The sequence below is a fragment of the Dysgonomonas sp. GY75 genome (assembly GCF_015234155.1).
Taxonomy (GTDB): domain Bacteria; phylum Bacteroidota; class Bacteroidia; order Bacteroidales; family Dysgonomonadaceae; genus Dysgonomonas; species Dysgonomonas gadei.
Genome location: NZ_JADCLQ010000047.1, coordinates 1 through 21754, shown reverse-complemented (window position 1 = coordinate 21754; position 21754 = coordinate 1). Strand labels below are relative to the sequence as shown.

Annotated in this window: 17 protein-coding genes; 9 read left to right on the top strand and 8 right to left on the bottom strand. The window is 40.5% G+C overall.

The features are described from left to right. The first annotated feature begins 8 nt into the window (after window positions 1-8). Window positions 9-641, top strand: coding sequence for a 50S ribosomal protein L17 (rplQ, locus tag IR083_RS17225; protein ID WP_194225248.1), 633 nt, complete (start codon window positions 9-11; stop codon window positions 639-641). A 342-nt stretch (window positions 642-983) separates the two neighbouring features. Here rplQ and pbpC read toward each other — a convergent pair whose 3' ends face one another. After that, window positions 984-3377: a penicillin-binding protein 1C gene (gene pbpC, locus IR083_RS17220; protein ID WP_194225247.1), complete on the bottom strand. Its 2394-nt coding sequence runs from the start codon at window positions 3375-3377 to the stop codon at window positions 984-986. Window positions 3378-3912: 535 nt separating this feature from the next. Here pbpC and IR083_RS17215 point away from each other — a divergent pair. Genes IR083_RS17215 through IR083_RS17195 form a run of 5 tightly spaced genes read left to right on the top strand, consistent with a single transcriptional unit; the run spans window position 3913 to window position 7687 of the window. Next, the gene (locus IR083_RS17215) at window positions 3913-4902 is read left to right on the top strand and encodes a lysylphosphatidylglycerol synthase transmembrane domain-containing protein (protein ID WP_317174758.1); all 990 of its coding nucleotides are present in this window, start codon (window positions 3913-3915) and stop codon (window positions 4900-4902) included. A 4-nt stretch (window positions 4903-4906) separates the two neighbouring features. Beyond that, window positions 4907-5314, top strand: a complete 408-nt coding sequence (locus IR083_RS17210; RefSeq protein ID WP_194225245.1) for a hypothetical protein — start codon at window positions 4907-4909, stop codon at window positions 5312-5314. 1 nt (window position 5315) lies between these two features. Then, a complete protein-coding gene (locus tag IR083_RS17205) occupies window positions 5316-6143 on the top strand; it encodes an alpha/beta hydrolase (protein WP_242052468.1) in 828 nt (275 codons plus the stop codon). A gap of 26 nt (window positions 6144-6169) precedes the next feature. Further along, on the top strand, window positions 6170-6994 hold the full coding sequence (locus IR083_RS17200; RefSeq protein ID WP_194225243.1) for an alpha/beta hydrolase: 825 nt from the start codon (window positions 6170-6172) through the stop codon (window positions 6992-6994). 42 nt (window positions 6995-7036) lie between these two features. Continuing rightward, entirely contained in the window at window positions 7037-7687 is a 651-nt protein-coding gene (locus IR083_RS17195) for a response regulator transcription factor (RefSeq protein ID WP_194225242.1), read from the top strand. Here the strand turns inward: IR083_RS17195 and IR083_RS17190 are convergent. From IR083_RS17190 to IR083_RS17170, 5 genes are all read right to left on the bottom strand, one after another. Then, window positions 7684-8340 carry a ComEA family DNA-binding protein gene (locus IR083_RS17190; protein WP_194225241.1) on the bottom strand — a complete coding sequence of 219 codons (657 nt, stop codon included), beginning with the start codon at window positions 8338-8340 and terminating at the stop codon, window positions 7684-7686. The two genes, IR083_RS17195 and IR083_RS17190, sit on opposite strands and share 4 nt — an antisense overlap. 96 nt (window positions 8341-8436) lie before the next feature. Further along, entirely contained in the window at window positions 8437-9378 is a 942-nt protein-coding gene (gene trxB, locus IR083_RS17185; RefSeq protein ID WP_194225240.1) for a thioredoxin-disulfide reductase, read from the bottom strand. Between the two features lie 111 nt (window positions 9379-9489). Beyond that, entirely contained in the window at window positions 9490-10128 is a 639-nt protein-coding gene (locus tag IR083_RS17180) for a LolA family protein (RefSeq protein WP_194225239.1), read from the bottom strand. 178 nt (window positions 10129-10306) lie between these two features. Further along, the gene (locus tag IR083_RS17175; protein ID WP_006800223.1) at window positions 10307-10963 is read right to left on the bottom strand and encodes a transposase; all 657 of its coding nucleotides are present in this window, start codon (window positions 10961-10963) and stop codon (window positions 10307-10309) included. A gap of 789 nt (window positions 10964-11752) precedes the next feature. Next, window positions 11753-14257 (bottom strand): FtsK/SpoIIIE family DNA translocase, encoded by a 2505-nt coding sequence (locus IR083_RS17170; RefSeq protein WP_194225238.1) that lies wholly within the window; start codon window positions 14255-14257, stop codon window positions 11753-11755. 247 nt (window positions 14258-14504) lie between these two features. Between IR083_RS17170 and IR083_RS17165 the strand changes: the two genes are divergently transcribed. From IR083_RS17165 to IR083_RS17155, 3 genes are all read left to right on the top strand, one after another. Continuing rightward, entirely contained in the window at window positions 14505-17318 is a 2814-nt protein-coding gene (locus tag IR083_RS17165) for a TonB-dependent receptor (RefSeq protein ID WP_194225237.1), read from the top strand. A 191-nt stretch (window positions 17319-17509) separates the two neighbouring features. Then, window positions 17510-17866, top strand: a complete 357-nt coding sequence (locus IR083_RS17160) for a hypothetical protein (protein ID WP_194225236.1) — start codon at window positions 17510-17512, stop codon at window positions 17864-17866. Between the two features lie 57 nt (window positions 17867-17923). Continuing rightward, window positions 17924-20308, top strand: coding sequence for a TonB-dependent receptor (locus IR083_RS17155; protein ID WP_194225235.1), 2385 nt, complete (start codon window positions 17924-17926; stop codon window positions 20306-20308). Window positions 20309-20378: 70 nt separating this feature from the next. Here the strand turns inward: IR083_RS17155 and IR083_RS17150 are convergent, their stop codons facing one another. Next, a complete protein-coding gene (locus IR083_RS17150; protein ID WP_194225234.1) occupies window positions 20379-20822 on the bottom strand; it encodes a DUF3836 domain-containing protein in 444 nt (147 codons plus the stop codon). A 248-nt stretch (window positions 20823-21070) separates the two neighbouring features. After that, complete coding sequence (locus IR083_RS17145; protein WP_006800217.1) at window positions 21071-21520, bottom strand: DUF3836 domain-containing protein; 450 nt, start codon at window positions 21518-21520, stop codon at window positions 21071-21073. Between the last annotated feature and the right edge of the window lie 234 nt (window positions 21521-21754).

Here is a 21754-nt window from a genome sequence, read left to right as displayed (position 1 = left end):
TAAGCGACATGAGACATAATAAAAAATTTAATCATTTAGGGCGTACCAGCTCACACAGAAATGCCATGCTGGCTAATATGTGTGTATCTTTGATCATGAGCCCTAATAAACGTATCTTTACGACCGTGGCCAAAGCGAAGGCTTTGAAGAAGGTTATAGAGCCGATGATTACAAAATCGAAAGAAGATACAACACATTCGAGACGTCTGGTTTTCCAGGATCTTAAGATAAACAGCGATCAGACTAAGGCTGCCATAACTGAGTTGTTCCAGAACATATCTCAGAAAGTAGCTGATCGTCCGGGAGGATACACCCGTATCATCAAAACAGGTAACCGTTTGGGTGATAATGCATCTATGTGTTTTATCGAATTGGTAGACTATAACGAAAATATGTTGAAGGAGAAGAAAGCTGCATCGAAAGGTAGAACCCGTAGATCTAAGAAAGCTGCTGACCAACCTGAAACTGCTGCTAAAGGCGCTGCGGCTCCTAAAGCGAAAGCTAAAGATGTAGTTGCTCCTGAAGCATCGGTTGTGGAAGAAGTGGAAGCATTAGAAGCTGCTCCGGGATCTTTGCCTGTAGTAGACGAAGTGGCTCCTGAGGCTCCTGCTGCAGAAGAGAAGCCAAAGACTGAAGAATAAGAGGTTATACTCTTATTTAATATAATAAAAAAAGTATCCTGGATTCAGGATACTTTTTTTTGCTTAATAAAAGCTAGCTCTTCTGTCGAACTATTGTTTTCAGAACATCACATCAGTAGCGAATGTGAATGTGAAGCCATGTAGTTTGTAAAAAAACTCTGTGTAAGGTTGGGAAGTCTGTCTATTCGCTAGTAGGTATTTTTACTACTCTACAATTATAAGATGGCTAAATATGTAAAACGTTGCATAACGAATTTAAAAAAAATGAATAAATATTGCAATTCTTCAATGCTAACCATATAATGTGTTTATAATCAAATAATTGTGCATTGTGAAAAATAATCATTTTATTGAAAATTTTACCGAAATACTTTCTCCGCTTTCATCAACAGCTATCAAACGGTGCTCTCCCTTAGCCGGACTATACTCCATTTTATGAAATACTTTAGTTTCTCCGATATATTGTCCATCCAGATGCCAGAATACCCGGTTTTGCGGAGAACGGTGAGCCAGTTCGAAAACCAACTGGCCGGGAGTGCCATCCAATTGCTTCGGTAAGCTAATGATTGCATTAGGGAAAGGATAGATAAACTCCATCAGCCTTATATCAGAATCTTCTCTGCACTCGGGTGAATACGGAGGCAACGGACGGTATGCAGGATGTTGCTCTTTGTAATACCATTCCCACGACGGAGGCAGTATAAACCATGAAGTATGGATAATGCCCCTTTTACCTGCGCATTCGTCATATACCTGATACTTCATATCTTCGGATAAATGTACTAGCTTGTGATAAGGGCAAACCGCGCCGTTCAGCCCTTTTTTGCTTACCCATACCGTATCAGTCTCTGTATCGGGACAGTTCATACTTTTCAGGTAGCCGCTTTCGTGGCATATTTCGACTCTTACAAGATCATTTTCCGGTCTGGCAAACCAACGGCTTTGCGGCAGGACATTGAATATGTCGAACATCACCATGCCTGCTGTGCGCGCACCTGTAAGTCCCGGACGGCCTTCTCCGTCAGAGTTTCCCACCCATACCCCTACAACGTATTTGGGGCTGATACCTACTGCCCATCCATCGCGGAAACCAAAACTGGTTCCTGTTTTCCATGCTATTTTCTGTATAGAAGGGATAGAGCGCCAGTCTATCTCCTCGGGGCGATTTACGTTTGTCAGAGCTTCGAAGGTTTGCCAGATAGCTCCTGCCGAGAATAATGGAGCAGGGATTCGATCTCTCTTTTCGTTATTATTCTCATTAAAAATATATGAGGGCTGCTTCATATCATAATACCGGCCCTCCTGATTGTATGTATTGAGTTGTTGAGCCATTTGAAGATATATGGTGCTGATATCCCATAACTTGCCTTCTGCACCCCCTAAAATAAGCGACAGGCCATAGTTGTCGGCAGTGCGGTTGAGTGTAGTCATTCCTGCCCGTTTTAGGAGGTTGTAGAATTTAGGGACACTATATTTGCGCAGCGAAACAACAAACGGTACATTGAGCGAGCGGGCAAGCGCTTCAGAAGCATGTGTAGCTCCGTCGTATTGCAGGCTGAAATTCTTCGGAGCAAAGCCATTCAGGTTGATAGGTACATCGGGTAGTAGCTGGTCGGGTAGTAATTCGCCTTCCTGTAGCATTGCACAATATAGAAATGGTTTCAGTATACTTCCTGTACTGCGTGGAGCCTGTATCACATCTACCTGATTAGCCGACGTGCTTTTTTCGAAGTCTACATTACCGCAATAGGCCACTACCTCATTCTTTTCTACGTCGAAGACTATGGCAGCTATATTCTTTATCCCGTTTTGTGAAAATTCGGCATTCCATCGGCTGAGAACAGACTCCATACGTTCCTGCTGCGATTTATCTATAGTGGCAGTTATATGCTTCCCTCCCTGTTCTTTATACAGGCGGGTAACAAGGTGCGGCGCTACTTGTGGCAGGGGATGTGGCTGGAAGGGCAGGGGCTCGGATACCGCCAGCTCGTAATCCACCTTATCCAGTATTTCCCGTTGATACAATAGCTCCAATAGCCTGTTTCTTTTAGTAAGTAATTTGTCTCTGTTCTTACCAAAGTGCATCAGGGTAGGAGAGTTGGGCAGTACTGCAAGGGTGGCTGCTTCTGCCCAGGACAAAGTCGCCGCCTGATGTCCGAAGTATCGCCACGACGCAGCTTCTATACCTACTACATTTCCACCCATAGGAGCATGTGAGGCGTACAGGTTAAGTATTTCGTCTTTCGAATAAGAGAATTCGAGGCGGGTAGCCAGGATCATCTCGATGAATTTTTCGCCGAAGGTTCGGCTCTCTTTACGCGAGAGGCGGATAGTCTGCATGGTGATAGTACTGGCTCCGCTTACAATCCGTCCGCTACTGATGTTTTGTTTTATAGCACGAGCCAGAGCTAATGGATTTACGCCCCAGTGGCGGTTGAAATGTCTGTCTTCAAATTCTATCAGACAGGTCTTGTATTTATCAGGTATGGAGTCGGAAGTGGGGAAGCGCCATTGCTGGTCGTTGGCGATACGCGCGCCTAGTAACTCTTCGTGTCTGTCGGAAACTACCGTGCTGTATGGTACATGGAACAGTGGCGATGACAGACAGAATATATACCATACAAGTAAGACAAGGCACAGAGGAATACCGATTTGGTATTTCTTCTTTGCTCTCTTATATCGTTCCCACTGGCGAATAAGGAAAGATTTTATAATTCGTAGGTATTGTGTTACCATTTTTCTTTTCTACTTACTTGTTAAAACCTGACAAACTTGACAACTTTTACATTGTTTTCATTATTTCCTTTGTAGGGAGTGAATTGAAAATTCAAAAAGGTAACAAAAGTTACACTTTTTCATAATTTTTTATTTGTTGTTTTTTACTTTATTCTCGTCCATTTGGATTGCAAATCCGATGAACCGAAATATTTATAAGTAATGCGCAACAACACGGAATTGTGCTTACATGAAATCCAAAACCTGACAAACTTGACACATATTGCATATTTTTACTATTGTAACTTTTTCTCTTCCGGCTTTAATATAAGCCGGTTATAATATATAGATAAAGTTATAATAAGAATGTCATATCCTATGCTGAAATTACCTTATTTCTTTTGTGATATTCTGTAAATTATCTCGTGTAATATTATACTTTACTGTAAATGTACAAAAGAAAAGAAAAAGATAAAATGTTTTCTTACTTTTGTATATTCATCAGATTTTGTGGATGGGAAAGGAGTCTTCAAGCTTTAGTATTTGGAAAATACTTGTGCCTACATTTATAGGCATGGGGGTCATCATCTATATGTTCAGTCGTGAATTTAATCTGGATGATCTCAGGCAAATCACAATTACGGGACATACTGTTTTCTGGATTTTTGTTGCTTTCTGTTTTATGCTGGGGCGCGATACCGGCTTTGTAATCCGTTACCGTTACCTTACAGAAAAGCAATTGTCGTGGAAACAATGCATCAAAGTTACCCTGTTAGCCGAGTTTGGAACAGCTGTTACCCCTTCCGTAGTAGGGGGGTCGAGTATGGCTGTATTATTTCTGGCAAAAGAGAAAATTCCTGTCGGGCGCAGTACGGCAATGGTATTTGTGACTTTGCTGCTCGATGAGATGTTTTTCGTAGTCACCTTTCCTATACTTCTTATATTTATCCCTTTCCATAACCTGTTTGCCGACAATACGGCATTGGGTTCGGGGGTGTTGGTGCTTTTCATTGTTGCCTATATTATCAAGATGCTTCTGTGTACACTGTTGATAGTGGGACTGTTTTTCAGGCCTCAGGCTATCCGCTGGCTGATAATAAAGATATTCAGGCTACCATTCCTTCGTCGTTGGCACAAAAGTGCGGCTAAAGCCGGAGATGACCTTATTATAAGCTCAAGGGAGATTAGAGGTAAGACGCTGTCGTATTGGTTTCCGCTGATAATGGCTACCATCTTGTCGTGGAGTTCACGTTATCTGGTAGTGAATGCTATTTTTATGGCATTCTTTCAGGTACATGATAATCTGTTGATTTTTGCCCGCCAGTTTGTTATGTGGGTTGTTATGGTGGTCAGTCCCACTCCTGGAGGAAGCGGGTTTACGGAATTTATATTCAAACAGTACCTGAGCGAATTTATTCCGTTGGCAGGTGTAGTACCTGTTATAATCCTGCTGTGGCGGCTACTTACTTATTACAATTACCTGTTTGTAGGTGCCGTAATTGTACCGGGATGGGTGAAGAAATCGTTTGGAAAGAAAGAGGATTAACTATATGAGCAACAGAAGGAACAGATCGACCAGAGGAATATTCACACTATGTTTAATTGCCGCATTGCTTTATATATCTTACCAGCGATTCTGGTATACGGAGGAAGAAAAGATAACGATGTTTTATGAAGATAACAGATTCTCTTTCGAATTGCTAAAAGATAAGATATCGACATCGAGTGAAGATGAAGATCTCAGTATAATAGACTCGTTGAAAAAGAAATTGTCGGTGCGAAGATATTGGATAACATATGATACGGATGACACTGCAATAATTCATCTGAATGTCGATTTCGAGAATTATATTGCTCCATTCGAATATTGGTATTGTGTAAAAGGCCTTAAAGAATCAGAAAATAAAGAAGGTCCGGCCTTAAAGAAACTGAATGACAACTGGGGTATATTCAGATGATATGAAAAGGAGTCTTTATATATTATTTTCCTTGCTTTGCTTTATCGGTAGTCTCAATGCGCAGACTGTTGATACTATTGAGGTATTCAGTAAAAAGATGGGAAGGGACATAAAGAATCTTGTCATTCTTCCTGCCGGATATAACAGGCAGGACAGCATAAAATATCCGGTACTGTATCTTCTTCATGGTGTACAGGCCGATCATATCTCATGGACAAAGGTAATAAGGAAAGAATTGCCTGACGACGCAACCAAATATAATATGATAATCGTATGCCCCAACGGGGAAAATAGCTGGTATCTCGATAGCCCGGTAAATCCTGCTTCACAATTCGAAACATACATAACAGAGGAACTGGTAGAGTCGATAGACAATAAATACAAAACAATACCTTCATCCCCGGCTCGTGCTATATCGGGATTCAGTATGGGCGGTTACGGGGCTTTGCGTCTGGCTATCCTTCATCCCGGTGTTTTCGGTGTATGTGGGTCTATGAGTGGCGCTGTGGATTTCCGTCCCTTCCCAAAGGTGTATAAACTGAGGAGCCAGTTGGGTGGTTATGCCACAAATAAAAAACGATGGGATGAATGTGTGATTATTAATATGCTGGGAAAACTAAAGCCGGATGTTTTATCTGTAATCATAAATTGCGGATATGAAGATGGATTTCTGAAAGTAAACGAACAACTTCATCAGGCAATGCTACATAAAGGGATAGAGCACCAATATATTGTAGAATCCGGAGGACATGACCGTAAATACTGGAACAAAGCTATTGTAAAACAGCTACAGTTTTTCTCCGACTTTTTTAATAAGAGCAACTTATAAACCTAATAACTAAATGATCTGACAAAATGAAAAAACTATTTACAACTTTGACTTTGCTGGTGGCTATAATATGTCTGCCATTGTTTTCGCAAACAGTAGATACCATTCAGGTATTCAGCCCTAAAATGAATAAGACCATCAAAAATGTAGTTGTTCTGCCGGAAGGATATGACAAGAGTAATCCCGCGAAGTACCCGGTTCTTTACCTTTTGCATGGCTATGGAGGACGATATGACACGTGGGTAAACGGTACTAAAAAGAGTTTGCCTCAGGATGCTACGCGTTGGCAGATGATCGTGGTTTGCCCCGACGGGCAGAATAGTTGGTACTGGGATAGCCCTGTTGATCCGTCAATGCAATTTGAAACATATGTAAGCTCCGAGTTGATTAAGTATATAGATGAACATTACAATACTGTAGCTTCCCCAAAAGGGCGCGCTGTAACGGGTTTCAGTATGGGTGGTCATGGCGGCTTGTGGCTTGGGATCAATCATAGTGATGTGTTTGGTGCATGCGGTTCTATGAGCGGAGGGGTAGATATCCGTCCTTTTCCCAACAATTGGGAAATGAAAAGCTGGCTTGGAAAATATAAAGAGAATGAAGGGCAATGGAATGAACATACTGTTATAGACCAATTGTATAAGATAGAGCCGAACTCACTGGCCATAATAATAGACTGTGGGGTGAATGACTTTTTTTATAATGTAAATGAAGAACTGCATAAGAAAATGTTATATATGAATATTCCTCACGATTATATTATACGTCCGGGAGCACATACACATGACTACTGGAACAATGCCGTGGATTATCAAATGATGTTTTTTTCAAAATTCTTTGGACGGAAATAACTATCTTTGAGTTTTAATCGTATCAAATCGCAAAAGATTGGGATGAAAGATGTAATTATAGTCGACAGGCAGGATATCACACGTGTGGGGATAGAAACCCTTATAAGTGATACCAACAAGGCATCATCTGTTCAGGTCGCCGACAGTAAGGGCGATCTGGTGAAGATGCTTACAACTACCCCCGATGCAGTTGTGATACTGGATTATACCCTCTCCGATTTTGGGAGTGTAGACGAACTGCTAAATGTAGGGTATAGATTTTCACAGTCCCGTTGGCTATTGTTTTCCGAAGAGTTGAGTTATGACTTTCTCCGTCGCCTGATTATGAGCAGTGAGTCGTTTAGTATTGTCCTGAAGTCATGCGAACTGGATGAGATAAATATGGGTTTGCTGCATATATTCCGTGGCGAACGTTTTATCTGCGGACGTGTTACAAACCAGCTTTTGCAAAGCCAGAAGCCTGTGACCGAATCACTGGATCATATTCTTACTGTTACAGAGAAAGAGATTCTCAAGGAGATAGCATTGGGGCGAACTACGAAAGAAATAGCATCTAACCGCAATCTTAGCTTTCATACGATCATCACTCACCGAAAGAATATCTTCCGTAAGTTGGAAGTAAACAATGTGCATGAGGCTATTAAGTATGCTATGCGTGCCGGGCTGGTAGACCTCGCCGAATATTATATCTAGTCAAAGGAAAGATAAGGTGTAAGCCTTTTGATGTCATCGTCGGTAAATTCTTCGAGCAAACGCAGGCGTTTTAGTGATTCTATCCTGCCTTTCCACTCTCTGATATCTGCAATGACTCTGGCTTGCTTGTAATCTATATAGGGATGCCTGTTCAATTCGTTGAAGTCAGCCGAGTTGACTTTTATTTTCTCTATCTGTGGAACAAGCACAATATACGGCGTGATCTTGTCATATAATTCATTATCCAGTCCCCAGACCTCTTTCAGTTGAGTGATATCCGCAAAGCCACCTAACAGATTACGATACTTGACTATCCGTTTTGCGAATCCGGTCCCTATCCCGGGTATCATTTTCAGCGATGTGGTGTCGGCAGTATTGAGTTCCACGATTCCCCCTGTCTCTAGTTTCTTCTGATAGGGATAGCCGGGTGTTTTATCCTTATTTTGCTTAGAAAAAGTAGGAATTGTATTGCTATATGGAGTATTAGTATTTGTAGTTACTCGCACACTGGAAGGTTCAGCTTCTTCTTTATTTGCCTTTTGTTGTGGTCTGGTAAAGATATATATCCCTCCGGTGAGTGTGATAAGGACGAGTAGTAATATAATTGCAACTCTGTCCCGTTTCTGAAAGTATAAGTAGTCTTTCCAGTTCATCAAGGTTATTTTTTAATTTAGAATACCAAAAATAATAAAAAAAGTCTACGGATATGGATACCGTAGACTTTCCTTAAACTTTATATGTTGGATATATTATAATCCTTTTTCGCTCAGATATCTTTCAGCTTCTATCGCTGCCTGACATCCTGTGCCTGCGGCAGTAATAGCCTGACGATAGTGAGGATCGGCAACATCACCCGCTGCAAATACTCCTTCTATGCATGTTTTTGGTGTACCGGGTTCCGTGAGGATATAGCCTACTGAGTCGAGGTTAAGTTGGTCTTTAAATATGTCTGTATTGGGTTTGTGACCAATGGCAAGGAAGAATCCGTCGATCTTGATATCGAATTTTTCTTCGTTAGCTTCTCCCTGATGTTTCACGATATGGGCTCCTTCAACGCCGTTCTCACCGAATAGTCCTACTGCATTACACTCAAACAGAATCTCTATCTTAGGATTCTGCATTGCCCTGTCCTGCATTACTTTCGATGCGCGGAGATAAGGTTTGCGTACAACCAGATAAACTTTTTCCGCCAGTCCGGCCAGATATATAGCTTCTTCGCAAGCTGTGTCGCCACCACCTACTACGGCTACCACTTTTTTGCGGTAGAAGAATCCGTCGCATGTTGCGCACGCTGAAACTCCCATTCCTGCATATTTTGTTTCATCAGGTAATCCGAGATATTTAGCACTGGCTCCGGTAGCGATAATTACAGTATCGGTTTCTATCACTTTCTCTCCATCGATAGTTACTTTACGGGGATAACTGGTGAAATCTACAGATGTGGCAATACCAAAACGTATGTCAGCGCCAAAACGTGTAGCCTGCTTTTTCAAATCTTCCATCAGTTCGGGGCCTGTGATGCCTTCCGGATAACCGGGAAAATTCTCAACCTCGGTAGTTGTTGTCAACTGTCCTCCGGGTTGTATTCCTTCGTAAAGTACAGGTGATAGGTTTGCTCTTGATGCATAAATAGCAGCAGTATACCCTGCAGGACCTGAACCGATGATCAGGCAACGTACTTTTTCGTTCATGTTGTGAGATTTATATGTTTTGTTTATATTTAGTGCAAATATATAGAAAATATTTATTGATCCAAAGCTTATCTATTTCATATTTTTTATAGTATGATAAACAGAATCTATCTATCGTAGATCAACTACCTCGGCCCTGGGAAAGTCCTTTTTATTGAAATGAAATACATCGTCGGTCAGGTTGCTCCCGGCCTGATAACTCTTAATCGTGAGTATGTTTTCTATCCCTGCTTTATCGGTTACTGTGATCTTTGAGAAGATATTGCTTGCTTTATCTATCAATACGGCTATTTTAGTAAAATCTCCACCCTTTTTCTGAGGTATTAGCTCTACTTCATATAATGATTTGCCGTTTATCCTTTTTTCTCCTTTATATGACAGGTTGAATCCTTTCTTATATATATTGAATAACACCGAAGGGCTGATTGCCTGTAACTCTTCACCTGTAGGATTGCTTATGTTTACCTCCTCGGTATCTTTTATATATACCCATTGGGTTGTTCCATCAAACCACGTGATGGCATCAGGAATTTCTATCTTGAATTTATTACCCTTCATAAAGGCTTTACCATCGTAGCTGTGAACCGACCGGGCTTTTGTATCTTTCGAATCCAGTGTGAAACTCGCTGTAACTGCACCCGCCTTATTATATGTTTCCGATGCCTTGTCTAATATCTCTCGGGCATTTTGCGCAAATAATCCTATTGTGAATGTGATAAGGATGAATAATGCGAATAATTTGATTTTCATTTCTTGTTTTGTTTAGTATACAAATATAGACAATTAATAAACAGAAAAGTTTAAAAAATGGTGAAAGCAAATTAGGAACTGTAATTAAAATGTTTTGGTAAAATTTAAACAGGCTCTAAGAATGTTTCACTTACATCTCATATAAAAAGTTACAAAAGTTACACTTTTACATAAATTTCTAAGAAGCTGTTTTCAAAAATTGTTTCCTGTACTGTGCATTTCTTTGCGATTTGCCACCACTCAATATTTTCATATTCTTCTTCATATTTTCCACACTGTTTTTCTTCTTTTGAGACAGACTATTTTCCGAAGTAATGAATGGTTGCGGCTCTTGCATATTATCTGTTTCTTCGGGCAAGGGCTTGTCGGCAGCTATGGAGGCGTTGTGTGCAGCGACTTGTGGTTCTACTATTTCAACATCCTTTATTGCAGATTCCCGTTTGCAAACCTTATCTTTTATACTTTTATCGGCTCTGTCGAGAATCATTTTTATAGTCCTCAGGTCGGGCAGGTATTCTTTTTTGTGCACGGTTTTCGATTTAAACACCATTTCCTCGGGGTCGGCTTCGTTAGGGGTATATGTGTCTTTTTCTTCAACAAGGGTATGGCGTTCGAGCCGTTGCTTGATAGACGAATATGCCATAGATAGCAATACTTCGTTACGATAACTCATTGCATCTTCAACATCTTTATCGAAGTCGGGATTTTCACGTTTCCATTTGTAGAAGGTATTTCTGCTGATTCCTGTCGCTTTACAGATATCGGACACACTGCACAGTTCTTCCGCCATCAATGAAGTAATTCTTTCCGCCAATTCCTGATTATACTTTGCCATGATACTGAAATATTTAAATAGTTAATGATATAGCTTTCAGTATAGATAATCGGTAAAGAAAATAATGGAATAAATTAAGTTAAATAATGTTGTTCTTATTTTCGACCATATTTTTTGTCTTTATGTAAGTGATGTTTTGCATAACTATTAATGCGAATCGGTAGTTGAGATCTTATGTTCGTTTTTTTACACATAACACCTATCCCTGTTTACAACTTGCAACCTTATCTCATTACTGCCGCGCCCTCCCGGGCTTGTCCTTACTTTTGGCATTGCCCAAAAGTAAGCAAAAAGCTAGCGCTTCGTTCCTCGGCGACCCACAACCGTTTTGCCGGCTGAAAGTGACGAACGGGCTATCGCCCCGTCCCTTTCTACGCCAGCTTCACCGTGTGGGTACCCCGCCTGCGTCACTAATGCGCGAGGGCTGACGCACGTGGGGCTAACGCCTGAAGAACCTTTGTCCTGTCGTCGCATCGCGATTCTGGCCTCGTCCCACAGGCGGGGTACCCAATCCGTAAAGCGGAGGTGGAGAGCAAAATAGGGTAGCTGTTATGCTAAGATGATAATTAGGCTAAAGATGACTCCGTATTATTTTGCTCCACCGCAGCTACGGTTTTGGGTCGCCGGAGGGATGCAGCCTTGATTTTTTGTTTCGTTTTGCATCAAGGCAAAATGAAAGCCAAGCCCGGGAGGGCGCGGCAGTAATGAGATAAGGTATCAAATAATAAATAGGGATAGTAGCTATACAAAAAGGAACATTTAATCTCAACTACTGACTAGCATTATCCTCTAATTAAATGCATTTAATTTCTGCTCCAGACTATATTCATCAGCAATCAGTACATCACGGGCCTTACTGCCTTGTGTAGGGCCTACAATACCTGCAGCTTCAAGCTGGTCCATAAGGCGTCCGGCACGGTTGTATCCGATAGAGAATTTCCGTTGAATAAGTGAGGTTGACCCCTGTTGGTGTACGACTATCAGCCGTGCGGCCTCGTCGAACAACGGGTCGCGGTCGTTAAGGTCTATATTTCCGATTTTGTCATCCCCGCCTTCACCAACATACTCAGGTAATTCGAAAGCGTGTGAATATCCCTGTTGATTACCAATATACTGAGCTATTCCTTCTACCTCAGGAGTGTCTACAAAGGCACATTGGATGCGGACCAGATCACTCCCCTGTGAGAATAGTAAGTCTCCCCGTCCTATCAGTTGGTTTGCACCCGACATATCCAGAATAGTACGTGAGTCTATCTGCGATGTTACACGGAATGCCATACGTGCAGGGAAGTTAGCCTTTATTGTACCTGTGATGATGTTTGTAGTCGGTCGTTGAGTGGCAATGACCATATGCATACCTACTGCACGTGCTTTCTGTGCAATACGGGCGATAGGCATTTCTATTTCTTTTCCGGCGGTCATTATCAGGTCTCCAAACTCGTCTATGATGATAACAAGATATGGCAGGAAGCGGTGGCCTTTCAACGGGTTCAAACGGCGCTTACGGAATTTTTCGTTATACTCTTTTATGTTACGCACTCCGGCATTCATCAGCAATTCGTAACGGTCGTCCATCTCCTTTGTTAGTGAGTTGAGAGTCTGGGTTACTTTGGTTACATCCGTGATAATGGCCTTTTCCGCATCGGGCAACTTTGCCAGATAATGTTTTTCTATTGTAGAATAGATGTTGAATTCCACCATTTTAGGGTCTACGAGTACCATCTTCATTTCGGCCGGATGCTTTTTGTACAGCAGGGATGTGATAATCGCATTCAGTCCTACCGATTTTCCTTGTCCTGTAGCTCCCGCAACCAGTAAGTGTGGCATTTTGCAGAGGTCGAACATGAATATTTCGTTTGTGATGGTCTTTCCCAGAGCAACAGGCAGGTCGTAAGTGCATTCCTGAAATCTGCGGGAGGCAATCACCGACTGCATGGATACGATTTGCGCGTCTTTGTTTGGTACTTCTATCCCGATTGTGCCTTTACCCGGCATTGGAGCTATGATACGGATACCTAGTGCTGATAAACTCAGGGCTATATCATCTTCCAGATTACGGATTTTCGAAATTCGCACTCCGGCTTTCGGCACTATCTCATATAATGTGATTGTAGGACCTACAGTTGCTTTGATAGAAGTGATCTCTATGCCATAATTTTGCAGAGTAGTTATAATTTTACTCTTATTGGCATTTTGCTCATCCATATCTACCCCTTTACCAGTGGTGTCGTATACTTTTAGTAGTTCCGTGGACGGGAAATGAAAGTTAGACAGGTCTTTTGTCGGGTCATAATCCTCCATTTCTTCACCTTCAGGTAATATGTCGGTTTCTCCATCGAGGGCCGGTAAAATAGGTTCAGCTGGTTTTGGAGGTTGCGAATCCGCATTTCTAACAGGTTGAATAAACTCTTCATCCTTTGGTACAACAATTTCAAAGTCCTGATCTACTTTTACAGTTGTCGAAGTCTTTTTCGGCTTTGTATTTTCTATCGGAAGTATTTCTGTATCTTCTTCAAGGATATCTTTATTAGCCTCTTCTTCTATAGCCTTGTCTTCTTTTTTCCTTTTAAAGAAGCTAAACCAGCTTTTCTTTTCTTTGGCGGGTTCTTCTTCCTCTATTTCTTCGTCATAGAAATTCTCAAGTTCGGGATCTATATCCTGTGCCGAATTATTTTTCAATGGATTTCTAAACAATCCGCGGAAGAACTCCATGGACGCTTTTTTCGTGATAATAAGAAATATAATCAGGAGTAAGACGATGATCATCAATACTCCGGGTATTCCCAGTGCGGCTTCCAGGGTTTGTTCAATGTATTGCCCGTGTGCGCCGCCCCATATAATATGACTGTCGGGGAAAATACGTGATAAGGTAAAGGCGCTTGTTATAGAACCCCAGATCATTGCGAAAGCCAGAAGCAGGAATGTACGGATGGCGGAGATGTTTATTACCCGCATCAGTTTAAGTCCCATCAGTATAAAATAGACAGGGATAAGTAATGAAAAAATGCCGAACCACTGGTTTATAAATTTCTCCGCAACAAAAGCACCCGCAACACCCGTCCAGTTAGCAATCTGCTGTTTATGGGATATAAGGTCGAAGAAATATCTGTTTACAACCTTGCTCTGGTCTGCAGCTCCGGTGACGAAGAATGACACCTGCCCCAGTAATATATATGCTCCGATAAATGCAAGGCACACGCCTAACAGGAACCTGGTACGTTCTTTTTTTATAAACTCTAAAAATCGAGAGCCTTTACTTGGGGCTTTCTTTTTCTGGACTGTCTTTTTAGCCATATGGTGAAGTGAGACGAATACTCTTTATCTCTTTAATTTTTGTAATGATATAAAACACAAATATAACGCTTTTTTAGAAAGGAACGTCGCAGGCTTTTTTTATCTTTTGTAAAAGAATTTAAAAAGGAATAATACAAAAATTATAATATTCCCTACTTTTTTATTAAAAAAGCGAATTGAAATTAAACCTTTTCTAATTAATCAAGTCAGACTTGTCAGGTAAATAAAAATTAGATATAAGGAAATAATGAAAAGGAATATTCCCCTGCTTCTATTTTTGTGCATGCTTTTTCAGTTAAATGCACAATCTCAGACGGTAAATATAACAGGGACCGTATTTGATGACGGTACCAAAGAGGAAATTGAATTGGCGAGCATCCGTGTTCTGAACGCTAAAGATAGTGCTTATGTGACAGGTGCCGCTACGAATGCAACAGGAAAATTCAGTGTTGCTGTAAAACCGGGGAACTATCTGGTTCATGTTTCGTTCTTAGGGTATCTTGAGCAATATTTTCAGGTGAGTACAAAAACAAAAACTGCAATAGGAAATGTATATCTGAAAGAGGATGGCATTTTGCTGAGTGAAGCCACAGTAGAAGCTAAAGCTCCTGAAATAATTATAAAAGGGGATACGGCAGAATATAATGCAGCAGCATATAAGGTGCAGGAAAGTGCAGTATTGGGAGACCTTATAAAGAAAATACCCGGAGCAGAAATCGACTCGGATGGCAAAATAACCATAAACGGAAAAGATATAACCAAAATCCTTGTAGATGGAAAAGAATTTTTCAGTGAAGATCCTAAGACCGCATCAGAGAATTTACCGGCCAAGATGGTAGAGAAGTTGCAAGTATTGGATCAAAAATCGGATATGGCTCAGATTACAGGTTTTGATGACGGAGAAGAACAAACTGTGATAAATCTGGTAGTAAAACAAGGAATGAAAGAAGGAGTTATGGGTAGTGTATCGGGAGGATACGGAAACAAAGACCGCTATGAAGCAAACGGATTTGTCAATGTAGCCAGGGGGGGCAACCGTCTTTCGGCGTTGGGCAATTTCAATAATAATAACAATGCCGGCGGTGGCGGTGGCGGCGGACGTGGCTGGGGAAACAACAGAGGACTCACTGAGACTACAATGGGTGGGGTCAATGTTGCTATGGAGCCTTCCAAGAAATTTAAGTATGATGGTGATGCTCAATACCGGGGTACGGATAATACAGTGGAAACAACCAGTAATACAACGTATACGGGTAGTGATATGATTGAAAATGGAGTGTCTTCGCGGAATAGCGTTAATAAAAATATGAATACCCGCTTCAAATTCGAATGGACACCCGACAGCCTTACTAATATTATATTCCGCCCCAATATTTCTTATTCCAAATCAAATCAGTTTTCTATGAGTAAGTCGGAGCGTACGAGCGCTTCTAATGAAATAGATAACTTTTCCACTAGTTCTGAATCATCATCGGATGGCCATACGCTCCGGCTGGATGGAAATCTGTTAATAAACAGAAAGTTGAACAGTAAAGGACGCTCTGTTACCGTAGAACTATCAGGAGGGTTATCGGACGGAGATACCGATGGTATAACATATTCGAAAACCGATTATTCTAATGATCCAACCAGGTCCAGGATACAGGATCAGGTATACAATCAAAAAAATAATAGTAACAATTGGCGTGCCCGTATGTCATACCTGGAACCTGTGGGACGGAATAATTTCCTTGAACTGGCCTATAACATAAGGAATACTCATTCCGAGACAGACAAGAAGACTTACGAAAAAGATGCTTCGGGGAAATATACAGTTATAGCAGAAGACTATACACGCAATACAAAGAATGACTTTCTGAATCAGAATATATCATTAAACTTTCAGGCTCACAGACAAAAGTATAATTATACAGTAGGTGTAGGATTGGAACCATCCCGTTCACAGACTTCGGTAGTGGAGCCGGGTGAGAAAGAAAATAAAGACAGGGCCCGGAATTTTGTGAACTTTGCCCCAAGGCTGGAATTTAATTACCTTTGGGATAGACGCCATAACCTCCGGATCAGGTATAACGGACAAACAGGGCAGGCTTCTACCGACCAGTTGTTTGATGGTATTCTTTCTCAGAGTGCGACCGATACCACCCGGGGTAATCCTAATTTGAAACCGAGCTTTGAACACCGGTTGAATATACGTTATCAGAAGTATATACAGGAAAAAGCATCGTCCATAATGAGCTTTGCCGATATCAGGTACACAATGAATGCCATTGCCAGCATTACACGTATCGGGGAAGGTAATAGCCGGAATACCACATATGAGAATATCGATGGCAATATGACAGGACGGCTTATGGTCATGTATAATACACCATTGAGAAACAAGCGTTTTTCTATCAATACACGTACATTCGGTAACTATAACCGTGATAATACATTTATTTCGGACCGTAACGGAGGTGACCCTCAGAAGAATACAGCTAATACATATAGCATCAGTGAAGGCCTTGGATTAAAGTTCAACTCTGATAAATTCCAGTTTAATATCAGGGGTAATATTGCTTATGAGAATACCAGAAACTCCTTAGCATCCACTGAGAATGAATCGCTTAATAATCAGGAGATTTACAACTATGGCGGTGGTGGTGATTTTTCCTGGTATCTGCCATACAATTTTGTCCTTGAAAGCGATTTGAACTATTCATCCAATTCGGGATATACCGGAGGTTATCAGGAAAATTCATGGATATGGAATGCTTCTCTGGCTAAAGAATTTAATATAAAAATAAAGAAAGAGTCAGGGACAGTCAACCTTCCGGCTACTCTACGCTTTAAGATATATGATATACTTCAGGATCAGAGCAACATCTCCCGTAGTTCGAATGCCAACAATATAACTTATAGTACTTATAATACAATCAGCAGTTATTTCATGGTTGGGCTTACTATTCGTTTCCAATCCTTTAAAGGCGGGGCTAAGAGCAGTGATATGGAAGGTCCCGGAGGTGGACGACGATTTGGTCCCGGTGGAGGAGGCAGGGGACCCGGTGGTCCGATGTTCTAACAATATAGTTGAATCCGTAACAAATGTTGCGGATTTTTTAGTTATAATATTTTTCTATCTTGCATATATAATACCTATATCTAGGTATTGATGCTTTTTTATATACCTAATAATGGTGATTGTCCGGAAAGTCCGATTTCTTTAGCTTTGCACCTCAACTAAAAAGCTATTTATCATTACACCGCAAATTAATGCGTAACAGTTATTCGTTAACAGTCAGTAAGTTTGGTTTATTGATTGTAACCGTTTTATATCTGGGGTCTATCAATTTCTTTCATCATATCCATAAGATTGATGATACGATGATCCTCCATTCGCATCCCTATAAAAAAGGGTGTGATGGAAAACCGGCGCATACTCATACAAAAACAGAATTACAATTAATACAACATTTATCGGCATTTGAAATAATAGACTTATCCGCATCTATTATTGATTTAAGTATTCCTTTTGTTAAACCGGTCATACTTCTTACAAATTCGGGTGTCGTACTCCATTTTCAGTATCAACGAGGATGTTTTCTGCTGCGTCCTCCACCTTTCTTATAATCCGGCATCCGGAACCAGACTTTACTTTTACAGATACTGATTAATTAAAAATAAAAGATGAAAAAACATATAATAGTATTATTTATACTAATACTGTCTGCAGGAGTAATGCAGGCTAATCTGGTGCGTACCGACGCCAATATTTTCGGACATGTGGTTAATAGTAAGACGGGACAACATATTTCGTATATCAATATTATCCTTAAAAATACAACCATAGGAGTTGCTACAGATGCAAGCGGACATTATGCACTAAAGAACTTGCCCGAAGGAACGTTTATTGTTGTTGCTGAAGGCATCGGCTTCAAGCCACAGGAAAAAGAAATAGAACTAAAGCGTGGGAAATCGTTAGAAGTGAACTTTGAAATAGAAGAAGATGCCCTGAATCTTAACGAAGTTGTTGTCACTGCAGGCCGTACTTCTCAAAAAAGGGCCGAAGCCCCTGTGATAGTAAATACCATCAGTACCAAAATGCTGGAAACAACCCAGTCAGTCGTATTAGGAGAAGGTTTGAATTACTGTACCGGCTTACGTTATGAAAACGACTGTCAGAATTGTGGCTTTTCTCAAATACGTATGAATGGTATGGAAGGCCCTTATTCTCAGATACTGATAAATAGCCGCCCTATATTTAGCGGGCTTGCCGGAGTTTATGGTTTGGAACTGATTCCGGCTAATATGCTGGAACGGATAGAAGTTGTACGTGGCGGAGGTTCGGTACTTTACGGGTCGAATGCCATTGCCGGAACAATCAATCTGATACTGAAAGACCCGAAAACGAATTCATTCGAAGCCGGATTTAATACTTCATTGATAGGTACGGGGTTAAGTGGTTCCAATGGCCCGGCAGCCGATTATAATGCAACCATGAACGCTACTCTGGTTACAGAAGACCATAAGACCGGAATTTCGGTATTCGGCAATATGCGTGACCGTAAAATGTTTGATGCTAATGATGATAGTTTTTCAGAAATAGCACCAATGAAGAATACCGTTATCGGTACCCGTATATTTCACCGTCCCGGATACAGGAGCAAAATAAGCCTCGACTTCTTTAATATCCGAGAACAACGCAAAGGGGGTAATAAGCAGGACTATCCGGACCATGAACGGGATATCTCGGAATCGGTAAAACATGATATGGTGACAGGAGCATTGACTTATGAACAATATCTGCGTGAAAGCGACCTGCTTACCGTATTTGCTTCGGGACAGTATCTGGACAGAGACTCATATTACGGGGCTAACCAGTCGTTAAGCGACTATGGCAACACAAAAGATAAAACATTTAATATAGGCGCTCAATATAAGGCTTCGATAAATGATATTTCGACTATTATAGGGGGTGTTGAACATACCGGATCACATCTGACAGACAAGAAGCTGGGGTATCCTGAATATAAGGTGAATGATGATGGTGAAATAGAAACAACGCATGTTCCCAATCGTATCGTATCCGACCAGTCGCTTACTACCACCGGTGCTTTTGCTCAATATGAGATAAAGGTGGGAAAGGCAAAATTTCTTGCCGGCGCACGTGTAGAGCATTATTCTATCAACGATAAACAGACTGATAGCGACAAATCGGGAACTGTCCTTGTACCCAGGGCAAGTGTGATGTATGATCTTACAGATTATCTGCAAACGCGCCTTGGTTTTTCGAGAGGCTACCGTGCTCCGCAAATATTCGATGAGGATCTTCATATAGAGACATCGGGTTCGCGTCAGGTTATAAATAAGAATGATCCGGACTTGAAACAGGAAAACAGTTCCAGTTTGACTTTGTCTTTTGATTTCAATAAGAAACTGGGAAGCGTCAATACCAATATCCTGATAGAAGGCTTTTACAATAAATTGCATAATCCTTTCAGGAATGAAATAGGTGAGCCGGATGAGAATGGTACAGTGATCTATACCCGTATCAATTCAAAAGACGGGGCGTCGGTACAAGGTTTGAATCTGGAATTGAAAGTAATGCCGTCAGATAAGCTGAGTGCGAGTGCCGGATTTACGATTCAATCAAGTAAATATAAGACAGCTGAGGAGACTTTTGGAGAAAAGAACTTTTTCAGGACTCCGGATACATATGGTTTCTTTACTGTGGACTGGGAGTTTGCCCGCAACTTCGGCGTGTCTGCAACAGGTAATTATACAGGCAGGATGCTGGTTCCCTATTTTGGAGTTGGTTTGCCGGAGGGAGATGCCCGCGATGCCGGGGAACTGCGCAAATCAAAAACATTTTTCGATGCCGGTCTTAAGTTTCATTACGATATGAAGATAACAGGTGGTGTGACAGTTGAATGGTTTGCCGGCATGAAGAATATATTCAATTCTTATCAAAAGGATTTTGATAAAGGTATTGACCGGGACCCTTCTTATATTTACGGACCAAGTTTGCCTCGTACTGTGTTTCTTGGATTTAAAATCGGTAATTTACTATAACCAGTATATATTTAAATGAAAATAAGGTTGCTCCATATGGGCAACCTTATCTTTTTATTTTCGAACAACCTTATTTCTGAGTAAGTAGTTCGTTTTTGATTTTGTTATCTACTATTTCTCGTTTTATTGATAGGAACTCATTGCTATCGTTATATATGTATGTGTAAATATCTGATTTATTAACCCAGTCTTTTTTCTTGTTATTCCATTGTGTGAAAGTTATCATACTGGCTCTGCCCGCTTTGTTATATCTATATTCAAATTTAGCAAGATTTACCCATCCGCCTTTATCATTCCATTTTTGTATTGTTCTATCAAGAAGTCTACCTTTTTCGTCGTAGAAATAGGAGGTTTTTCTTAAAGGGATGGAAGTCTTGTCATCAAGCGTAACATATTCTTTCTTTACCCCGGATCCATTATTTTCCACATTGCTGTAAGTTATTACGTCTTTAGCACTAAGATTCATTATTGAAACTAATACTGCGAATAGTGAAGTTAAAATAGTTGTTTTCATAATTGTATGTTTTTATAGTTATAATTTGTATCTCTTATTTACAATATAATATGCCAATTCTGTGCCAAAAGAATTTATTTTCTTATATTCAACGCTTTACGCAAATGCGTGTGTTTTGTACTGTAAATATTTTTTACATAAGTGTCCATTTTTGATACAATTCAACATTTTTTCTGTCCGGGAAATAAATGAAATAAATAAGGCCACCTTCTCAGGCAGCCTTATTTTGTTGTTGTTTTAATCCTAACTTATTTTTGGGTAATGAAGTTATTATCGTTATTCGCCATGTTTTGTATATTGATTTGTTCTATAGAGAGAAGTTCATCATTTTCATCATATATGTGGGCAATGAAAGATGATTTGTCTGCCCAGTTGCTCGTTTCTTTATTCCATTCAGTGTAAGTCAGACCTGATATTTTGTTTGCACTTGTGTATTGATACTCATATTTAGCAGTGTTTACCCATCCTTTTCCGTCGTTCCATACACTTATGGTTTTTTCAGTTATGTTGCCTTTTCTGTCATAGAGGTAGCATCCTTTGCTTTCGGGTTTCGAAGTTTCTTTGTTTATAGTAACATATTCTTTCTTTACCCCGGATTCATTATTCTCTACATTGCTGTAAGTTATTACATTTTTAGCACTTAGGTTCATTGTTGAAACTAACACTGCAAATACTGAAGTTATAATAGTTGTTTTCATACGTAAATAAATTATAGTTTATAGTCCCTAAATAGGACTTTTAGTTATTAAATCATTATTTCAGGCGAAACAAGAGAGAGCACTTATCGTAATAAATGCATGGTTATTGGATATATTAAAAGGGAACAGCCAAGAAGATTAAAATTTCATACACGTGCTCACAGGTCACAATCTTTGGTGCTAAGCTGTTGAAGTCAGTTTCATAATCGGCTTATGTGTTACCTTTGAGATAAC

What these genes read in the sequence shown, in the direction of transcription:
- rplQ (WP_194225248.1), top strand. Translation starts at nt 9, where the DNA reads ATGAGACATAATAAAAAATTTAATCATTTAGGGCGTACCAGCTCACAC.
- pbpC (WP_194225247.1), bottom strand. Translation starts at nt 3,377, where the DNA reads ATGGTAACACAATACCTACGAATTATAAAATCTTTCCTTATTCGCCAG.
- IR083_RS17210 (WP_194225245.1), top strand. Translation starts at nt 4,907, where the DNA reads ATGAGCAACAGAAGGAACAGATCGACCAGAGGAATATTCACACTATGT.
- IR083_RS17205 (WP_242052468.1), top strand. Translation starts at nt 5,316, where the DNA reads ATGAAAAGGAGTCTTTATATATTATTTTCCTTGCTTTGCTTTATCGGT.
- IR083_RS17200 (WP_194225243.1), top strand. Translation starts at nt 6,170, where the DNA reads ATGAAAAAACTATTTACAACTTTGACTTTGCTGGTGGCTATAATATGT.
- IR083_RS17195 (WP_194225242.1), top strand. Translation starts at nt 7,037, where the DNA reads ATGAAAGATGTAATTATAGTCGACAGGCAGGATATCACACGTGTGGGG.
- IR083_RS17190 (WP_194225241.1), bottom strand. Translation starts at nt 8,340, where the DNA reads ATGAACTGGAAAGACTACTTATACTTTCAGAAACGGGACAGAGTTGCA.
- trxB (WP_194225240.1), bottom strand. Translation starts at nt 9,378, where the DNA reads ATGAACGAAAAAGTACGTTGCCTGATCATCGGTTCAGGTCCTGCAGGG.
- IR083_RS17180 (WP_194225239.1), bottom strand. Translation starts at nt 10,128, where the DNA reads ATGAAAATCAAATTATTCGCATTATTCATCCTTATCACATTCACAATA.
- IR083_RS17175 (WP_006800223.1), bottom strand. Translation starts at nt 10,963, where the DNA reads ATGGCAAAGTATAATCAGGAATTGGCGGAAAGAATTACTTCATTGATG.
- IR083_RS17170 (WP_194225238.1), bottom strand. Translation starts at nt 14,257, where the DNA reads ATGGCTAAAAAGACAGTCCAGAAAAAGAAAGCCCCAAGTAAAGGCTCT.
- IR083_RS17165 (WP_194225237.1), top strand. Translation starts at nt 14,505, where the DNA reads ATGAAAAGGAATATTCCCCTGCTTCTATTTTTGTGCATGCTTTTTCAG.
- IR083_RS17160 (WP_194225236.1), top strand. Translation starts at nt 17,510, where the DNA reads ATGCGTAACAGTTATTCGTTAACAGTCAGTAAGTTTGGTTTATTGATT.
- IR083_RS17155 (WP_194225235.1), top strand. Translation starts at nt 17,924, where the DNA reads ATGAAAAAACATATAATAGTATTATTTATACTAATACTGTCTGCAGGA.
- IR083_RS17150 (WP_194225234.1), bottom strand. Translation starts at nt 20,822, where the DNA reads ATGAAAACAACTATTTTAACTTCACTATTCGCAGTATTAGTTTCAATA.
- IR083_RS17145 (WP_006800217.1), bottom strand. Translation starts at nt 21,520, where the DNA reads ATGAAAACAACTATTATAACTTCAGTATTTGCAGTGTTAGTTTCAACA.